This window comes from Nonomuraea sp. NPDC048901, from assembly GCF_040649695.1.
In the GTDB taxonomy this organism is placed as follows: domain Bacteria; phylum Actinomycetota; class Actinomycetes; order Streptosporangiales; family Streptosporangiaceae; genus Nonomuraea.
This window is the reverse complement of record NZ_JBEZFW010000002.1, coordinates 285,294-301,327: the sequence shown is the minus strand read 5'-3', so window position 1 is coordinate 301,327 and position 16,034 is coordinate 285,294. Positions and strand designations below refer to the sequence as shown.

Annotated in this window: 13 protein-coding genes; 8 read left to right on the top strand and 5 right to left on the bottom strand. The window is 70.7% G+C overall.

The annotated features are described in order from the left end of the window. The first annotated feature begins 96 nt into the window (after positions 1-96). The 3 genes from AB0C30_RS06460 to AB0C30_RS06450 are packed head-to-tail and all read left to right on the top strand — an operon-like array spanning position 97 to position 2,614. Positions 97-852: a 5-oxoprolinase subunit PxpA gene (locus AB0C30_RS06460; RefSeq protein ID WP_357940284.1), complete on the top strand. Its 756-nt coding sequence runs from the start codon at positions 97-99 to the stop codon at positions 850-852. Between the two features lie 5 nt (positions 853-857). Continuing rightward, positions 858-1,502 (top strand): allophanate hydrolase subunit 1, encoded by a 645-nt coding sequence (locus AB0C30_RS06455; RefSeq protein ID WP_357940282.1) that lies wholly within the window; start codon positions 858-860, stop codon positions 1,500-1,502. Further along, the gene (locus AB0C30_RS06450; RefSeq protein WP_357940280.1) at positions 1,499-2,614 is read left to right on the top strand and encodes a biotin-dependent carboxyltransferase family protein; all 1,116 of its coding nucleotides are present in this window, start codon (positions 1,499-1,501) and stop codon (positions 2,612-2,614) included. The genes AB0C30_RS06455 and AB0C30_RS06450 overlap by 4 nt, the downstream gene beginning before the upstream one ends. Here AB0C30_RS06450 and AB0C30_RS06445 read toward each other — a convergent pair. Both AB0C30_RS06445 and AB0C30_RS06440 read right to left on the bottom strand, forming a co-directional pair. Next, entirely contained in the window at positions 2,583-3,431 is an 849-nt protein-coding gene (locus AB0C30_RS06445; protein WP_357940278.1) for a PhzF family phenazine biosynthesis protein, read from the bottom strand. The two genes, AB0C30_RS06450 and AB0C30_RS06445, sit on opposite strands and share 32 nt — an antisense overlap. 282 nt (positions 3,432-3,713) lie before the next feature. Beyond that, positions 3,714-4,922 (bottom strand): crosslink repair DNA glycosylase YcaQ family protein, encoded by a 1,209-nt coding sequence (locus AB0C30_RS06440; RefSeq protein ID WP_357940276.1) that lies wholly within the window; start codon positions 4,920-4,922, stop codon positions 3,714-3,716. A gap of 251 nt (positions 4,923-5,173) precedes the next feature. Between AB0C30_RS06440 and AB0C30_RS06435 the strand changes: the two genes are divergently transcribed. Continuing rightward, positions 5,174-7,225 (top strand): AAA family ATPase, encoded by a 2,052-nt coding sequence (locus tag AB0C30_RS06435; RefSeq protein WP_357940274.1) that lies wholly within the window; start codon positions 5,174-5,176, stop codon positions 7,223-7,225. Here AB0C30_RS06435 and AB0C30_RS06430 read toward each other — a convergent pair. Both AB0C30_RS06430 and AB0C30_RS06425 read right to left on the bottom strand, forming a co-directional pair. Then, complete coding sequence (locus tag AB0C30_RS06430; protein WP_357940272.1) at positions 7,188-7,784, bottom strand: ATP-binding protein; 597 nt, start codon at positions 7,782-7,784, stop codon at positions 7,188-7,190. The genes AB0C30_RS06435 and AB0C30_RS06430 overlap by 38 nt on opposite strands. Then, positions 7,781-7,975, bottom strand: coding sequence for a DUF5999 family protein (locus AB0C30_RS06425; RefSeq protein WP_357940270.1), 195 nt, complete (start codon positions 7,973-7,975; stop codon positions 7,781-7,783). The genes AB0C30_RS06430 and AB0C30_RS06425 overlap by 4 nt, the downstream gene beginning before the upstream one ends. Before the next feature lie 357 nt (positions 7,976-8,332). Between AB0C30_RS06425 and AB0C30_RS06420 the strand changes: the two genes are divergently transcribed. From AB0C30_RS06420 to AB0C30_RS06405, 4 genes are read left to right on the top strand one after another with little or no spacing between them, the layout of a single operon-like run. Next, positions 8,333-10,543: a LuxR C-terminal-related transcriptional regulator gene (locus AB0C30_RS06420; protein WP_357940268.1), complete on the top strand. Its 2,211-nt coding sequence runs from the start codon at positions 8,333-8,335 to the stop codon at positions 10,541-10,543. Positions 10,544-10,602: 59 nt separating this feature from the next. Further along, entirely contained in the window at positions 10,603-12,072 is a 1,470-nt protein-coding gene (locus AB0C30_RS06415; RefSeq protein ID WP_357940266.1) for a sugar ABC transporter ATP-binding protein, read from the top strand. Then, a complete protein-coding gene (locus AB0C30_RS06410; protein WP_357940264.1) occupies positions 12,069-13,160 on the top strand; it encodes an ABC transporter permease in 1,092 nt (363 codons plus the stop codon). The genes AB0C30_RS06415 and AB0C30_RS06410 overlap by 4 nt, the downstream gene beginning before the upstream one ends. Before the next feature lie 10 nt (positions 13,161-13,170). Continuing rightward, on the top strand, positions 13,171-14,307 hold the full coding sequence (locus tag AB0C30_RS06405; RefSeq protein ID WP_357940262.1) for a substrate-binding domain-containing protein: 1,137 nt from the start codon (positions 13,171-13,173) through the stop codon (positions 14,305-14,307). Positions 14,308-14,335: 28 nt separating this feature from the next. Here the strand turns inward: AB0C30_RS06405 and AB0C30_RS06400 are convergent, their stop codons facing one another. Continuing rightward, entirely contained in the window at positions 14,336-16,033 is a 1,698-nt protein-coding gene (locus AB0C30_RS06400; RefSeq protein ID WP_357940260.1) for an ABC transporter family substrate-binding protein, read from the bottom strand. Position 16,034: the final 1 nt, after the last annotated feature.

Below are 16,034 nucleotides of genomic sequence, written 5' to 3'. Positions count from 1 at the left end.
TCTGCCCTCTAGCCCCGTGTACGCCCATCTCGCCGCGGGTCGGCGTCCGTGACCCCGTCGTCGCGCTGAGGTGGCCGCTACCGCCATGATGGGAGCATGGTGATCGACCTCAACGCGGATCTGGGCGAGGGCTTCGGCGTCTGGCGGCTGGGCGACGACCTGGCGCTGCTCGACATCGTCACGAGCGCGAACGTCGCCTGCGGGTTCCACGCCGGCGACCCGGTGACGATCAGGCGCACCTGCGCGGCCGCCGTGGACCGGGGTGTGGCGATCGGGGCGCAGGTGTCCTATCGCGACCTGGCCCACTTCGGGCGCAGGGAGATGGACGTCGAGCCGGAGGAGCTCTGCGCCGAGGTGCTCTACCAGCTCGCGGCCGTCGACGGCATCGCGCGGACCATGGGCGGCCGGGTCTCCTACGTCAAGCCGCACGGCGCGCTCTACAACCGCATCTGCCGCGACGAGGAGCAGGCCGCCGCGGTGATCGAGGCCGTGGCCGACTACGACACCTCCCTGCCGGTGCTCACGCTGCCCGGCTCGGTGGTGCACGGGGCGGCCGCCGCCGAGGGCGTGCCGACGATCACCGAGGCGTTCGCCGACCGTGCCTACACGGCCGCCGGGACGCTGGTCTCGCGGCGCGAGCCCGGAGCGGTGATCCACGATGTCGCCACGGTCTCGGCCCGCGCCGTGCGGATGGCCGTCGAGGGCCGGGTGACCGCCGTGGACGGCAGCCCGGTGTCGGTCTCCGCCCGGTCCATCTGCGTGCACGGCGACACACCTGACGCGGTACGACTGGCGCAGGCCGTACGCGATGGGCTGCTGGAGGCGGGAGTGGTCCTGCAGGCCTTCGCATGATCCGGATGGCCGGGGAGCACGGGCTGCTCGTGGAGACGGGGTCGCTGGCCGTGTCGCACCGGCTCGACGCGGTGCTGCGTGCCGCGCGGCCCGCTGGGGTGGTGGAGATCGTACCGGGGCCCGAGACGGTGCTGGTGGTGGCGCCGGGGGCGGACCAGGGCCTGCTGCGGTCGCGGCTCGACGAACTGCTCGGCGAGGCGCTCAAGCCCGGAGAGCCTGGCGAGGCGCTTGAGTCCCGGGAGCCTGGCGGGGCCCTGTCCGGGACCGGGCAGGGGGTCGTAGCCATTCCCGTTGTCTATGACGGGGAGGACCTCGATTCCGTGGCCGAGTTGGCCGGGATGTCGGTGGACGATGTGATCGCGCGGCACACCGGGCGGGAGCTGGTGGTGGGCTGGCTGGGTTTCGCGCCGGGGTTCGCGTATCTGATCGGGCTGGATCCGGCGCTCCACCTGCCACGGCTGGCGACGCCGCGCACGTCGGTGCCCGCCGGTTCGGTGGCGATCGCCGGTCCCTACTCCGCGATCTACCCCACCGCCTCGCCGGGCGGGTGGCGGCTGCTGGGCCGTACGACGACGCGGATCTGGGACGTCGACGCCGAGCCGCCGTCACTGTTCCGGCCCGGAACCCGCGTACGGTTCGAGCCGGCATGATCGAAGTGCTCACGCCGGGCCCGTACGCGACCATCCAGGACCTGGGCCGCCCCGGCTACGCGCACCTGGGCGTGCCCCGCTCCGGCGCGGCCGACGAGGCGAGCCTGCGGCTGGGCAACCGGCTCGTCGGCAACCCCGCGGACGCGGCGGGGATCGAGCTGACGTACGGAGGGGCGCGGCTGGCGTTCCACTCGGGCGCCTGGGTCGCGGTCACGGGCGCCCCCTGCCCGCTATCCGGGCCTTCCCCTATCCCCGTGGGAGCCGGACCTTCACCGGCCGCCGTGGGGTCCGAGCCTCCGCCGGACGCCGTGGGATCCGGGCCTTCACCCGGTCCCGTCGAGCCTGAGCGAAGGCCCTTTCCCGTCGAGCCTGAGCGAAGGCCCGTTCCCGTCGAGGCTAGGCGAAGGCCCGGCCCAGTGGAGGCCGGGCGGTCGCCCATCACCGGTGAGGCCGGGCGCGCGTCTGTTCCCGAGGAGGCCCGGCGCTCGCCCACCCTCGGGGCCGGGATGAATGTGCCGTTCTGGGTTCCGGCCGGGAGTGAGTTGCGGTTCGGGGCGCCCGAATGGGGGTTGCGGACCTACCTGGCAGTGCGGGGCGGGATCGCCGTAGAGCCGGTGCTCGGCAGCCGTTCCACGGATTCGCTGTCGGGGCTCGGCCCGGCGCCGCTGCGCCAGGGGACCGTACTCCCGGTGGGCGGCTCCAGGGGCCTGGTGGAGATCTCGGTGGATCTGGCGCCCGCCGGGGAGCCGCCGCCCGCCGTACTGCGGATGGTGCCGGGGCCGCGCGACGACTGGTTCGCGCCGGACGCGCTCGCCGAGCTCTGCGCCGAGCCGTACGAGGTGAGCCAGGACAGCAACCGCGTGGGAGTACGCCTGCGCGGCCGAGAGCTGTCGCGGGCGCGTGAGGGCGAGTTGCCCAGTGAAGGCATGGTGACGGGGGCGGTGCAAGTGCCGCCGAGCGGGCAGCCGATCGTCTTCCTCACCGACCACCCACCGACCGGCGGCTACCCGGTGATCGGCGTGGTGCGGTCGGCGGACCTGCCGATCGCCGCCCAGCTCCGGCCGGGTGACAGCGTACGGTTCACAGTTCGACCCGGCCGACAACGCACGTGACGCTGGAGCCGCCCACCCACACCACGGGCTCCTGACCGTCCTCGGGGCTCTGGCCGGTGGTGATGTGGACGCGTCCGGCGCGGCCCAGCATGGTGCCCTGGCCGGCCACGTAGGGGGCCGTGAGGCGGCCGGTGCGCAGCAGCCACTGGGCGACCGAGGCGTTCAGGCTGCCGGTCACCGGATCCTCGACCGTACTGCCGTTGACCGGGAAGAACGCCCGCAGCTCGATCGCGAGCGGCGACCCCGGCGGATAGGGGCCCACCACGCCCAGGTCGATGTCGATCGGGCCGGGGCGCAGTGCGAGCACCTCGTCCGCGCTCCGCAGCAGCACCGCCACCCAGCCTGGCCCATTGTCGGCCCACTCGGCGTCGACGATCTCGTCGCGGCCGATGCCCAGCATGCCCGCGATGCGCTCGACGAGCGGCTCGTCCACCGGTCCCGACCGCAGCAGCGCGGGCGCGGCGAACGCCAGCCCGCCGTCCGTCCTGCGCAACGCCACCAGCCCGGCACCGCACTCCTGCACGACTGTCTCCGGCTCCTTGGGCGTGCCTCCGTTCTCCAGCCAGGCGTGGCAGGTGCCCAGCGTGGGGTGTCCGGCGAAGGGCAGCTCGCTCGTCGGGGTGAAGATCCGCACCCGGTAGTCGGCACCGGGAACGGTGGGGGGCAGGACGAAGGTGGTTTCGGACAGGTTCGTCCAGTGGGCGAACCGCTGCATCTCCTCGGTGCTCAGGCCGTCGCCGTCGAGGACCACCGCGAGCGGGTTTCCCTGGTACGGCGTGGCGGTGAAGACGTCGACTTGGCGGAAGGTGCGCAACATGCGTCAAGTATCCCCTCAAGACCCCGAACGTCCTGATCACGCAGCATTCGCCGCCTACCGCCTACCCGGCCCAGGCGGTGCGGCTCGACGGCCAGCGATCCCAACCCGCACTCACGAACGGCCGGTGTTCCAGGCCCACATCCGCCATTAGTCCTCGGGCGGGTGGTGGTGAAGAGGAGGGGGCGGGCGCGGGAGATCGCTCCCACATCCGCCATCAGTCCTCAAGCGGGGCGGTGGCGAGGAGGAGGGAGCGGGCGCGAGAGATCGCTCCCACATCCGTCATCAGGCCTCAGGTGGGGCGGTGGCGAGGAGGGAACGGACGTGGGAGATCGCGTCGTCGAGCAGGCTCTCGGGGACGGGCTCGAACAGGTCGGTCGTGATTCGCCCGTTTTTGGCCTCCCACACCCCGGTTACTCGCCCCCGGTGGACGATGACCGGCGAGATCCAGCCCGCCTGGCGGCTGACTTTGGGTTTGGCGGCGGTGGGCAGCAGCGGTGTGAGGGTGCGGGGGGCAGCCAGGATGTACTGGTCGAAGCCCGGCAACAGGTGCACACCCTCGGACGGCTTGGTGGCGGCGAGCTCGTCCAGCTGCTCGGTCAGGGCGAGCAGCGTGTGCCCGTCATCGGTCTCGACCTTGGTCAGCTCCGGAGCCAGGTCGCGGAACCAGCCCTTGAGCACCGCCTTCCTGGCCACGCCCCCGAACAGCCACGTGTCGAACATTTCCGGCGTCGCCGGTCCATGCGCGCCGAGGAAGGCCCGGGCCAGCCGCACGCCTGCCTCCTCGTACGGCGGGAGCTCCGACGGCCAGCCGGGCAGCCAGGCGCGCGGGGCGGTGAAGGTCACCCTGCCGTCGCGGGGCGGGCCGTAGCAGAGCTCGCCGAGGCGGGCGAGCGGCTTGAGCAGGGCGCCCCAGCCCGAGGTGAGCGCCGCACGCAGGTGCTCGTCACCGGTGACCTCGACGACGGCCTCGACCAGCTCCTCCCGAGTCAGCGCCGAGCTTGGGGATGCGTCCTGGGGCAGCGGGGGCCTTGGAGATGCGTCTCGAATCAGCACCGGGGAGGCGTCCCGGGTCAGGGCCGGGGACGCGGGACGGGACGTTCGCAGCGCTTCGGGGACCGCCTCGATGATCGCGGCGATCTCCGCCGCCGTGACGCCGTGGCCGCGTTGCCAGGAGCCTTTCTCCCAGGTCCGCAGCGTGGCCAGCGCCGCGCAGTAGTCGGCCAGCTCGTCGGCGGGCAGCAGGTGCAGGGTGCCGCGCATGATCCACGTCTTGACCAGCGTGCGCTCCTCCCACAGCGCCCGGCCGATCCCGCCCGGGTCGGGCCGCGCGCTCCGCACCGCCACGGCCAGCTGCGCCGAGGAGGCCACCTGGGTCTGCACGCCGCACAGTCGGCGCGTGATCGCCACCGCGTCGCTCCCGTCGGCAGCGCTGACGAACTGCCTGCGCAGGCGCCAGGCGAGGATCTTCGGCCAGGTCAGCTGGATCGTCACGGCATCACTTCTACACCGGAGCTACGACAGTTCCCCCAAGCCCCCCAGAGAGGCCACCGGGTGCGGCGGAAACGGTCCGGGCATAATCTGATTGATGACGGCTAAGACCTGACGGCAGTGAAAGCCTGAGCCGCTGGAGCAGTCATGACTGAGGTGGCATCGCACGTCGGCGAGCGTCAGCACGCCTCGGACGACCAGAACGCATCATGATCCAGGCAGCGCGCGGTCGTACGATCCGGGCCCGTCCTCGCGTGGAAGGGTCCAGCTTCGTCGGGCGCAGGCACGAGCTGGCCGCGGCCAGGAGGGGGCTGTCTCAGGCCCGCTTGCTGACCCTGACCGGCACCGGCGGGGTCGGCAAGACCCGGCTCGCGCACCGGGTCGCGGAAACCCTTCAGGGCACCTACAAGGACGGCGTGGAGGTCGTCGAGCTGGCCACGCTGGAGGCCGGCCACCTGCTGGAGCCGGTCGTCGCCGGGGCGCTGGGACTGCGCGAGGCGGGACCCGACCCCATGACCGCGCTGGTGGACCACCTGTCGGACAAGCGGATGCTGCTGGTCCTGGACAACTGCGAGCACCTGCTCGACGACTGCGCCCGCTTCGTGGCCCGGCTGCTGCGGGGCGCTCCCCGGGTGCGGATCCTGGCGACCAGCAGGCAGACGCTGAGTGTGTACGGCGAGCAGGTGCTGCAGATCTCGTCCCTGTCCGTGCCGGGCTCCAGCCGCCCCCTCAGCCACATCGCCCGGCAGGATTCGGTGCGCCTCTTCGTGGAGCGGGCGGCGAGTGCGGCGCCCGGCTTCTCCCTGGACACGGGCAACGCGGCGACCGTGGCACGGCTGGCCCGGCGTCTGGAGGGGATCCCGCTGGCGATCGAGCTGGCCGCGGTGCAACTGCGCGCCTTGCCCCTGGAACAGCTGGCGCGCGAGCTGGACGAGCGCTTCGAGGTGCTGGCGACGGGGAGCCCCGCCGCGCTGCCCCGCCACCAGACGCTGCGCGCGACCATGGACTGGAGCTTCCGCCTGTGCTCACCGGCGGAGCGGCGGCTGTGGACCCGGCTGTCGATGTTCCCGGGCGGGGTCGACCTGGATGCGGCCGAGGCGGTGTGCTCGGGCGAGGGGATCTCCCCCGCCGAGGTGATCGATCTGGTGGCCGGGTTGGTGGACAAGTCGATCCTGGTCTGTGAGCGGTGGGAGGCCGGGCTCAGGTATCGCATGCTGGAGAGCATCCGCGCGTACGGGTGCGAGCAGTTGTCGCCCGCGGAGAAGCGCGTACTGTGCCGACGCTACATCGACCACTACCGGGATCTGGTCGACCGGCACCAGATCGACGAGATCGTCCCGGACCAGGTCGAGCGATACCTGCTCCTGCGGCAGGAGCTGCCCAACGTGCGCGTCGCACTCGAGCTCTGCCTCAGTGAGCCGCGCCTGACTCACGTGGGACTCGAGACGGCGTCGAGGCTGTGGTGCTTCTGGCTCCTGGCCGGCGCCCTCACCGAGGGCCGCTACTGGCTGGAGCGCGCGCTGGAGCTGACGCGTACGCCCGACAGCGCGCGGGCGACGGCGCTCTGGGTGGACAGCATGCTCGCCCTGCGCCAGGGCGACCTGGCGGCGGCGGTGCCGAGACTGCGGGAATGCCATCTCATCGCCCGGCAGCCGGGGAACGAGGCTGTCCTGCCGTTCGCCATCCGGACCTCCGGTGTCGCCGCGTTCTCCACGGGTGACACCCAGCGTGGCCTCGCGCTCCTGGAGGAGTCGCTCGCCCTCTTCAGGGCCGCCGGAGACGTTCACGGCGTCGTGCTCAACCTGTACTACGCGGCGGCGTACGGCTCGATCGAGAACCCGGAGCGAGCCGTCCGGCTGGGCGAGGAGCTCTTGGCGCTGTGCGAGACCCATCACATGGTGGTCTCCCGCGGGTACGCCCAGCTGGCACTCGGCATCGCCGTGTGGAACCTGGGTGACTACCCACGAGCCGACGCGCTGGTGAGGGCGGCCGCCGAGTTGACCGAAGAGGTCAACGACCGCTGGTGCCTCACGCAGTGCCTGGAGGTGCTGGCGTGGATCGCCGGTGCGCGTGGGGAGCATGAACGGGCCGCCCGGATGCTGGGGGCGGCGCACTCGCTGTGGCAGGCGGCGGACGCCTCACCCACCCGGCTGTGGTACCACGCGAGATGGCACGAGCGCTGCGTGGAGCAGGCCCGCGAGACGCTGGGGAACCGAGCGTTCGCGGCGAGCTTCCGAGACGGGACGCGACTCGGCGTGGAAGGCGTGCTCACCTGTGATATGCCGACTTGTGCGGTGAAGGACTGAACCCGTCCGACTTCGCGGCGCAGGCGGCGGAGAGTTCGAACCAGACTGTCTTCCCCCTGGATGTCGACTCACTGCCCCAGCAGCAGGCCAGCAGGTCGATCAGGTCCAGTCCGCGGCCGTGCTCGTCGCCCGGTGTGGCCTGCTGGAGACAGAGCGGCGCGGTGCCCGCGTCCTCGACCTCGCCGCGCAGCAGGCCGTCGCTGCTGTAGAGGGTGAGCCGGTGCGGTCCCGGCGCATGGCGCAACGCGTTGGTGACGAGCTCGCTGACCAGGAGCTCGGCGACCTCGGCCAGCTCATCGAGCCCCCATGCGGCGAGACGGGCACGGGTGAGACGTCGCGCCTCCGGCACCGAGGACATGCCCGGGGAAAGCGACCAGGAGGCGACCTCCATACCGCGGAGGTGGCCGGAGCCGGTGACCAGCTCCCCGAGGCGCCGGATGCCCGCCTTGAGGCGGTCCCAGAGCGGCGTGTGGCCGTCCCAGGGCATGGCCCTGTCCCCCGGGTCGTCCTGCCGGAGTGTGCTCTCGGCCATGAGCGCGGATCCGGAGTACTGGTTCATGCCGCCCGTCCGAGGTGGCTGTGGTGGGCGGGAACGCTACGCCCGTCGGGCAGGATCTCACCGTTGTCCTCGAAGACCACCACGCCGTTGCACAGCAGACCCCACCCCTGCTCGGGATGGAAGGCCACCAGGCGCGCGGCCTCGCGGTCGCCGGCGTATGCGGATGGGCACCGAGGCTGGTGCTGACACATGATCATTCCTTGGTTCGGTCGCTGCTGTCACGACGTTCTTTGCTGACCACACCAGCATGCGCATGCGGACCGTGGAAGTAGGACGGGATAAATGCCCGGATAATTACCTGTGTCTACCTACGTAGGTAAGGAGCACGTAGCTACGGGGCGGCTATCATCGCAGGTCAGGACGCCATCAGCTGAGTGACCGCTCACACCCGGGCGCACCGGACTCGCGCGGCAGAGATGAGTTAGCCTGAAATTGTCATGGGGACGATGACACGGCGGCAAGCGGGGAACCTGCCGGCCGAATTGACGAGTTTCGTTGGTCGTCGGCATGAGCTAACCGAGACCAAGCGTCTGCTTTCCGCTGGCCGGATGGTGACGTTGACCGGCGTCGGCGGAGTGGGCAAGACGCGGCTGGCGCTGAGGGTCGCCGCGGAGATGTCACGGGCCTTCCCCGACGGGGCGTGGTTCATCGACCTGGCGCCGCTGGTGGCCGAAGAGCTGCTCGCGGAGACCATCGCCGACACGGTCGGCTGCCGCCAGCCAACCGTGGCCGCGTTGTCCGAGCATCTGCTCAACAAGCGTTTGCTGTTGGTGCTGGACAACTGCGAGCACGTGCTGAACGAATGCGCCATCCTGTCCGGCAAGCTGCTCTCCGCGACGACTGAGCTGCACATTCTCGCGACCAGCCGGCAGTCGCTCCAGGTGCCGAGTGAGCACCTCCTGGAGGTGCCGCCGTTGACCGTATACGGGACGGGCGAGGCGATGGTCGCGACCGCCGACGCGCGCTACGAGGCCGTGAGACTGTTCGAGGACCGTGCGGCGGCCGTCGTGCCCGGTTTCACCGTCGATGCCGCCAACAGCGTGGCGGTGACGCGGCTGTGCCAGCGGCTCGACGGGATTCCGCTGGCCATCGAGCTCGCGGCGGTGCGCATGCGGGCATTGTCCGTCGACCAGATCCTCGAACGGCTGAACAACCGGTTCCGGTTGCTGGCGACGGAACGCTCGGTCGCGGTGCCCCGCCAGAAGACGCTGCGGGCGCTGGTGGACTGGAGTCATGACCTGTGCTCGCCCGAGGAACGACTGCTGTGGGAACGCTTGTCGGTCTTCTCCGGCGGCTGCGATCTGGAAGCGGTCGAAGAGGTGTGCTCGGGCGACGGGATCGCCCGGGAAGACATCCCCAGTCTCCTGATAGAGCTGGTCGACAAGTCGATCCTGCTGCGGAGGACGCAGGACACCGGCGTACGTTTCGAGATGCTGGAGACGCTGCGCCAGTACGGATGGGAACGGCTCACCGATTCCCGCCAGGAGACGACGCTTCGGCTGCGTCATCGCGACTGGTGCCGCGAGCTGGCCGCGCGGGCGGAGGCCGAGTGGTTCGGCGAGAGCCAGATGGAATGGCTCGTCCGGATCCGTCAGGAGCAGGCCAACGTACGGGGGGCGCTGGAATTCTGCTTGACCGAGCCGAGTCAGGCCTGGGCCGCCCTCGAGATCGCCGCCGCGATGTGGAGCCACCGGCTTTCGTGGAGCTCCCCCAGCGAAGGACACCACTGGCTGGAGCAGGCGCTGGCCCAGGAGCCCGGCCCCATCGCCGCGCGGGCCAAGGCCCTGTGGGTCGACGCGTGGCTCCTGCTGCTGCAGGGCGACCTCTTGGCCGCACAGCCCCTGTTGCTGGAGTGCCGCGCTCTGGCCGAGCGGCTGGGTGATGAGGCGCAACTCGCCGGCGCACTGCACATCACCGGATTTTCCGCGCTGCTGGCCGGAGACTTCGCCCGATCGTTCGCTCTCCTGGAAGAGGCCCTGGTCCGCCGCCGCGCCCTCGGCCACCGGGGTCATTCGTGGGTCGCCCTCTTCCAGCTGAGCATGGTCGCCGTGGTCATGAACGATCCCCGCTCGACGGCGCTCTGCCAGGAGGCCTTGGAGGCATCCCAGAAGGCGCACGCGGACTGGTCCGTGTCCTACGCGTTGTGGATCACAGCCCTGGACCGGTGGCGGCACGGTGATCCGGGCACCGCCGTCGCCATGATGCGCGACGCGCTGCGGTTCAAGCTGCGGTGCAACGACCATTTCGGCATCGCCGAAGGCCTGGAAGGACTCGCCTGGATCATCGCCGACCAGCATCAGGACGGCCGCGCCGCTCAACTGCTGGGCGCCGCGCACATGGTCTGGCGGTCGATCGGGACGTCGCTCTCCGGACTCGGACATCTGGCGGGTCTCCACAGCCGATGCGAGGCCCGGCTACGACGGAGCCTCAAGAACGAAGGGTTCACCGCGGCCTTCACGCGCGGCTCGGATTTCACGCTCGACCAGGCCGTCGCCTATGCGCTGGAGGAGAAGCCGGCCAGCGACACCGCGAGCCCCCCGCCCGAATCCGATGTCGCGTCCGTCCTGACCCGCAGAGAGCGGGAGATCGCCGAACTGGTCGCACAAGGGCTGAGCAACAAGGAGATCGCGGAGACCCTGGTGATCGCCCAGCGCACCGCCGAAGGCCATGTCGAGAACATCCTGCGCAAGCTGAGCTTCACCTCCAGGTCGCAGGTGGCCAAAGCCTGGAGCTCGCGGCAGCAGGCCGGCAGACCGTGACCGTTCTCGCGGGTCCGGCGTCACGGACCGCCTCGGAGCCACTCATCCGCATCCGTGGAGTGAGCAAGCGATTCGGCGGCACCACCGCGCTGGAAAGGGTGGATCTCGACCTCCACCACGGCGACATTCTCGCCCTGCTCGGACAGAACGGCGCCGGAAAGTCGACGCTGATCAAGATCCTTGCCGGGGTCTATCGCGCCGACGAAGGGGAGGTTGAGGTGGCCGGCCATCCGCTGGGCAGCCAGGCCGCCTCCCGCCGCATGTCGTTCGTCCACCAGGACCTCGGCCTCGTCGATTGGATGTCCGTCGCCGAGAACATCGCCCTGGGCACCGGCTATCGCCGGCGCGGCGGTCTCATCTCCTGGCGCGGGGTGCGCGAGCGCTGCGTGGCGGCCCTCCGATCCGTCGCGATCCACCTCGACCCCGATGAGCGGATGGCCGACCTCACCCGCGCCGAGCGGTCGCTCGTCGCCATCGCCCGCGCGCTGGCCGCCGAAACCGAGATCGTCGTCCTCGACGAGCCGACCGCGAGCCTGCCCGCGCCCGACCGCGCCCGCCTGTTCGGCGCTTTGCGCGCGCTGCGTGACCGAGGTCACGGGATCGTCTACGTGAGCCACCGGCTCGACGAGGTGCGTGAGATCGCCGACAGGGTCGCGGTCCTGCGCAACGGGCGCCTCGTCAGCCAGGGGACCCTCACCGGCGGCCATTCCACCACCCTCGTACGTGACATCGTCGGGCGCGAACCGACGTCCCACCGGCGCCCGAACCGCGCCCTCGGAGAGGTGGTGCTGAGCCTCACCGGCGTACGCACCGGGCAGGCCGGCCCGATCAGCCTCGACCTGCGGGCCGGTGAGGCCATCGGTCTCGTCGGCCTCACCGGTGCCGGGCACGTGGATCTCGGCCGCGCTCTGGCCGGCGCGCATCCCATCCTCGCCGGCCACATGCTGCTCGACGGGCGGCCCTATGGTCCACGGTCGGTGTCGGCGGCCGTCGACGCGGGTGTCGGCCTGGTGGCGAGCGACCGGCAGGAGGAAGGCGCCGCCCCGGGCCTCAGCGTCCGCGAGAACTTCCTGGCGAACCCCAGGGCACACGGCCGATCACCACTGAGCTGGATCCGGCCCCGTGTGGAGCGCGCCGAGGCGGCGGCGCTCGTCGCCTGCTTCGGCGTCCACCCCGCCGATGCCGAGGCGCCTCTTGCCACCCTGTCCGGCGGAAACCAGCAGAAGGTCATGATCGGCCGTTGGCTCGGTACGAACCGCCACCTCCTGATCCTCGAGGAGCCGACGGCCAGTGTCGATGTCGGCGCCAAACCCGAGATCTACCGGCTCCTCGACGAAGCCCTCGCCGGCGGGTTGGCGGTCATCCTCGTCTCCGCCGACTTCGAGGAAGTCGTGAACGTATGTGATCGCGCCCTCATGTTCGTCCGGGGGACGGTGACCACCGAGGTGGCCGGTGCGGCCCTCACGGTCACCGCCCTCACCCACGCCGCGTCGGTCGCGCCCGCTGTCACAGGTGCGAATCCCCGATGACCACGAGAGCCCCGCGCCGGCGGCGCACCGCCGGCCACTTCGTCGGCAGCTATGGACTGCTCGCTCTGACGGTCGTCCTGTTCGTGGTGTTCACACTCGCCCTGCCGGACACCTTTCCCACGATGGCCAACCTGACGTCGATCCTCTCGGCTCATTCGATCACCGCGATCCTGGCGCTGGGCGCGATGATCCCCATCGTCACGGGGAAGTTCGACCTGTCCATCGGCTATGGCCTCGGGCTCGGACACGTCGTGACCTTGCAACTCATCATCGCCGGCGGCCGGCCATGGCCCCTGGCCTGTCTCGGCGTGCTCATCGGCGGCGCGCTCGTCGGCGTGATCAACGGTCTCCTCGTCGAGTTCGCCAGGATCGACTCGTTCATCGCCACCCTGGGCACCGGCAGCGTGCTGTACGCCATCACGGGCTGGACGACCAAGGGCGCCAGGATCGTGCCCGGCCCGCAAGGTCTTCCGCCCGCCTTCACCGGCATATCCGACTCGACGTTCCTGGGCCTGCCCGTCCCCGCGTTCTACGTGCTCATCCTCGCCGCGGTGCTCTGGCTCGTGCTCGAACGCCTCCCCGTCGGCCGCTACCTGTACGTCATCGGCTCGAACCCGCGGGCCGCCGACCTGATCGGCATCCCGACCCACCGGTACGTCGTCTACGCCTTCGTGGGCTCCGGACTGGTCACCGGCTTCGCGGGCGTCCTGCTCGCCGCTCAGCAGCAGATCGGCAATCCGAGCGTCGGGATCGACTATCTGCTGCCGGCGTTCGTCTCGGCCCTGCTCGGCTCCACCGCGATCAGACCCGGACGGGCCAACCCTCTGGGTACCGTCGTCGCCGTCGCCGTGCTCGCGATCGGCCTGTCGGGCATCGGTCAGCTGGGGGCGGACTTCTGGGTGACGCCGCTGTTCAACGGGGTCACCCTGCTCATCGCGGTCGGGCTCGTCGGCTACGCGGCCCGGCGCCGGCTGCGCGCGGGACCGGCCGCGGCACGCCGCACGCCACCGCCCGCGCCTCCGTACGAGTCCGCCGCCACACCGTCCCGTGACCCATCGCCACCGCGAACCGTCCCACCTGCGGGGTAAGGATCCGAGCGTGAACCGCTTCTCACGCATCGCGACGGCGCTGGCGGTGGCCTGCGCGCTCGCCAGCGGCTGCTCCCGGGGCTCCGCCGGCTCGGCTCCCGGCCCCGCACCGGGCCCGTCGGCGAGCTCGTGTCCCGGTGTCCTGTCCGTGGCCGGGCCGGCCGTCGCGCGGGCCGAGGGGATCGTCCCCTGGAACGGTCCCACGAGCGGTCCGCGAGCGGTCCGCGGCAAGAACCTCGTGTTCGTCGCGGCGACCATGACCAACCCCGGCGTCGCGGGCACGGCCAACGCGGTGCGGGAGGCCGGGGAGTCCATCGGCTGGAACGTCCGGGTGATCGACGGGCAGGGCACTCCGGCCGGGGTACGGGAGGCCCTCGGCCAGGCCGTCGCCCTGCGCCCGTCGGGGATCGTCATCGGCGGTTTCGACCCGAACTCCGCCGCCGAGCAGATCGAGCGGGCCGGTGACATGCGCATCCCGCTCGTCGGGTGGCACGCGGCGAGCCGGCCCGGGCCCGGCGCGAACCCGAGGCTCTTCACCAACATCACCACCCGGGTGGAGGAGGTCGCGAGAATCAGCGCGTTCTGGATCATCGCCAGGTCGAAGGGGCACGCGGGAGTCGTCATCTTCACCGACTCGTCGATCCCCTTCGCGGAGAACAAGGCACAGCTGATCAAGAAAACGCTGCTGAGCTGCTCCGGTGTCACGCTGCTGTCGTACCAGAACATCCCGCTTCCCGACACGGGCAGCCGCACGCCTCAGGCGGTCTCCTCGCTCCTGTCGCGCTTCGGCGATCGATGGACCTACTCGGTCGCCATCAACGACCTCTACTTCGCCGACGCGGCGGCGCCCCTGCGCGCCGCGGGCAAGGCCGGCGATGGGCCCCCGTACGCGATCGGCGCGGGTGACGGCGACCCGTCGGCGTTCCAGCGCGTCCGGGACCGCCAGTTCCAGCAGGCCACCGTTCCCGAGCCGTTGAACGCGCAGGGCAGCCAGATCGTCGACGAGTTCAACCGCGCGTTCGCCGGGCGGCCCCCGAGCGGGTACGTCGCGCCGGTGCATCTGACCACGCAACGCAACGTCGACGACGCCACCTCGTGGGACCCGCCGGGCTATCGCGCGGCCTACGAGCGGATCTGGCACGGCTGACCGAGTGGGGTTCAGGCGAGCGCCGACCTCAGCGGGTGAAGCCGATGTCCTGGTAGCGGAGGTCGTAGAAGCCGCGGGCCCCCACGTTGGCCAGCGTCTCGCTGACCGCCACGTTCTGCGGCCTCTGGTACAGCGGCAGCACGTTGACCTCCTGCCAGATCAGCTTGTCGGCCGCGTTGGTGTCCGCGTGCGCCTGCTTCAGGTCGAGGCTCTGGCCGGCCTGGTTCATCGCCGCGTCGATCTCGGGCGAGCCCACGCGACCGAAGTTGGCGTTCCACGTCTGCCCGTTCGGCGAATTGGCGTAGATCCCAAAACTGCTCGAAACCGGAAAAGGCGTGCCAATGTACGCGAACGGCGTCATATCAAAGTTGCCGGGGATGACGTACTTGGTGAAGAAGTCATCGCTGGGCACGGCCTGGATGGTGAGCTTGACCCCGATCTGCGCGAGCATGCTCTGTGCGAGCTCGCCCTCCGACTTGCCGGTCTGCACGCCCGACGGCACCACGAAGCGCAGGTCGAGCGACTTGCCGTCCTTCTGGCGGACGCCACCGCCGCCCAGCGGCCAGCCCGCCGCGTCGAGCAGGCGCCTGGCCTGGGCCGGGTCGTAGACGCCCAGGGCGCCGGCGTTGTCCTGGTAGCCCTCCTGGGTGTTCATGAAGAAGTGGTTGTTCAGCAGCGCGATCGGCCAGTCGAGGCCCTGCAGGTCGGACTGGGCGATCGCCTGGCGGTTGATGCCGAGCTGGATGGCCTGCCGGACCCGCTGGTCCTTCAGCAGGTCGCTGGAGCCGTTGAAGGTGATGTGGCGGAAGTCGGGGCCCGCCGCCTGACGTACGGTCGCGCCCGGGGTGGTCTTGGCGCGCGCGTAGTCGGGCGCCGACGGGCCGACGTCGGTGATGTCGAGTTCGCCGTTGCTGAACGCGCCGATCAGGGAGTCCTGCTCGGAGGCGCGGTAGATGATCTGGTCGAGCTTGGCCCGGTCGCCCCACCAGGTGTCGTCGCGGACGAGCGTGATCGTCTTCGCCGTCTGGTCGAAGCCCTTGAACTTGAACGGCCCGGCCGTCACCGGGATCTTGTTCAGCCAGGCGGTGTTGTAGGCCTCGGGGGTGCTGTTGGTGGAGGCCGGCATCAAGGGACTGAACAGCGACTTCCAGTCGCCGAAGGGCCGGGCGAACGTCACGACGACCGTGTAGTCGTCGCGCCCCCGCCGTACGTCGGAGATGTCCTGGTAACCGGTGGACGAGACGATGTGGAAGGCGGGGTTGGTGCCGTTGAGCGCCTTCCACTGGGCCTGGTAGTCGGCCCAGTCGATCGGCTTGCCGTCGGACCACTTGGCCTTGGGGTTGAGCGTGTAGGTGACGACCTGGTGCGGATCGCGGGAGGTGACCTCGGCGCTGATCAGGTAGTCGGGGTTCGCGGTGATGTCCGCCTTCTCGTCGGATCTGAACGGCGCGGGCAGCAGCGCGTTGCTGACCACCGCGGCCACGGCGAGGTTGCCGTCGACGTGGTTCCTGTTCCACTGGGTGGGGAACTCGTTGATGCCCCAGCGCAGCGTGCCGCCGTCCTTGACCTTCTCACGCGGCTGCGGGTTGATGTCGTACGCCTTGACGTTCCGCTCGTCCCCCCGCGGGCCGCCCGCGAGGCCATCGCTGCCGCCAGGGCCCCGCCCGCAACCCGCCAGGCACAGCGAGCCGGCCAGGGCGACCACGATCAGGCGTGATGCTTTCATC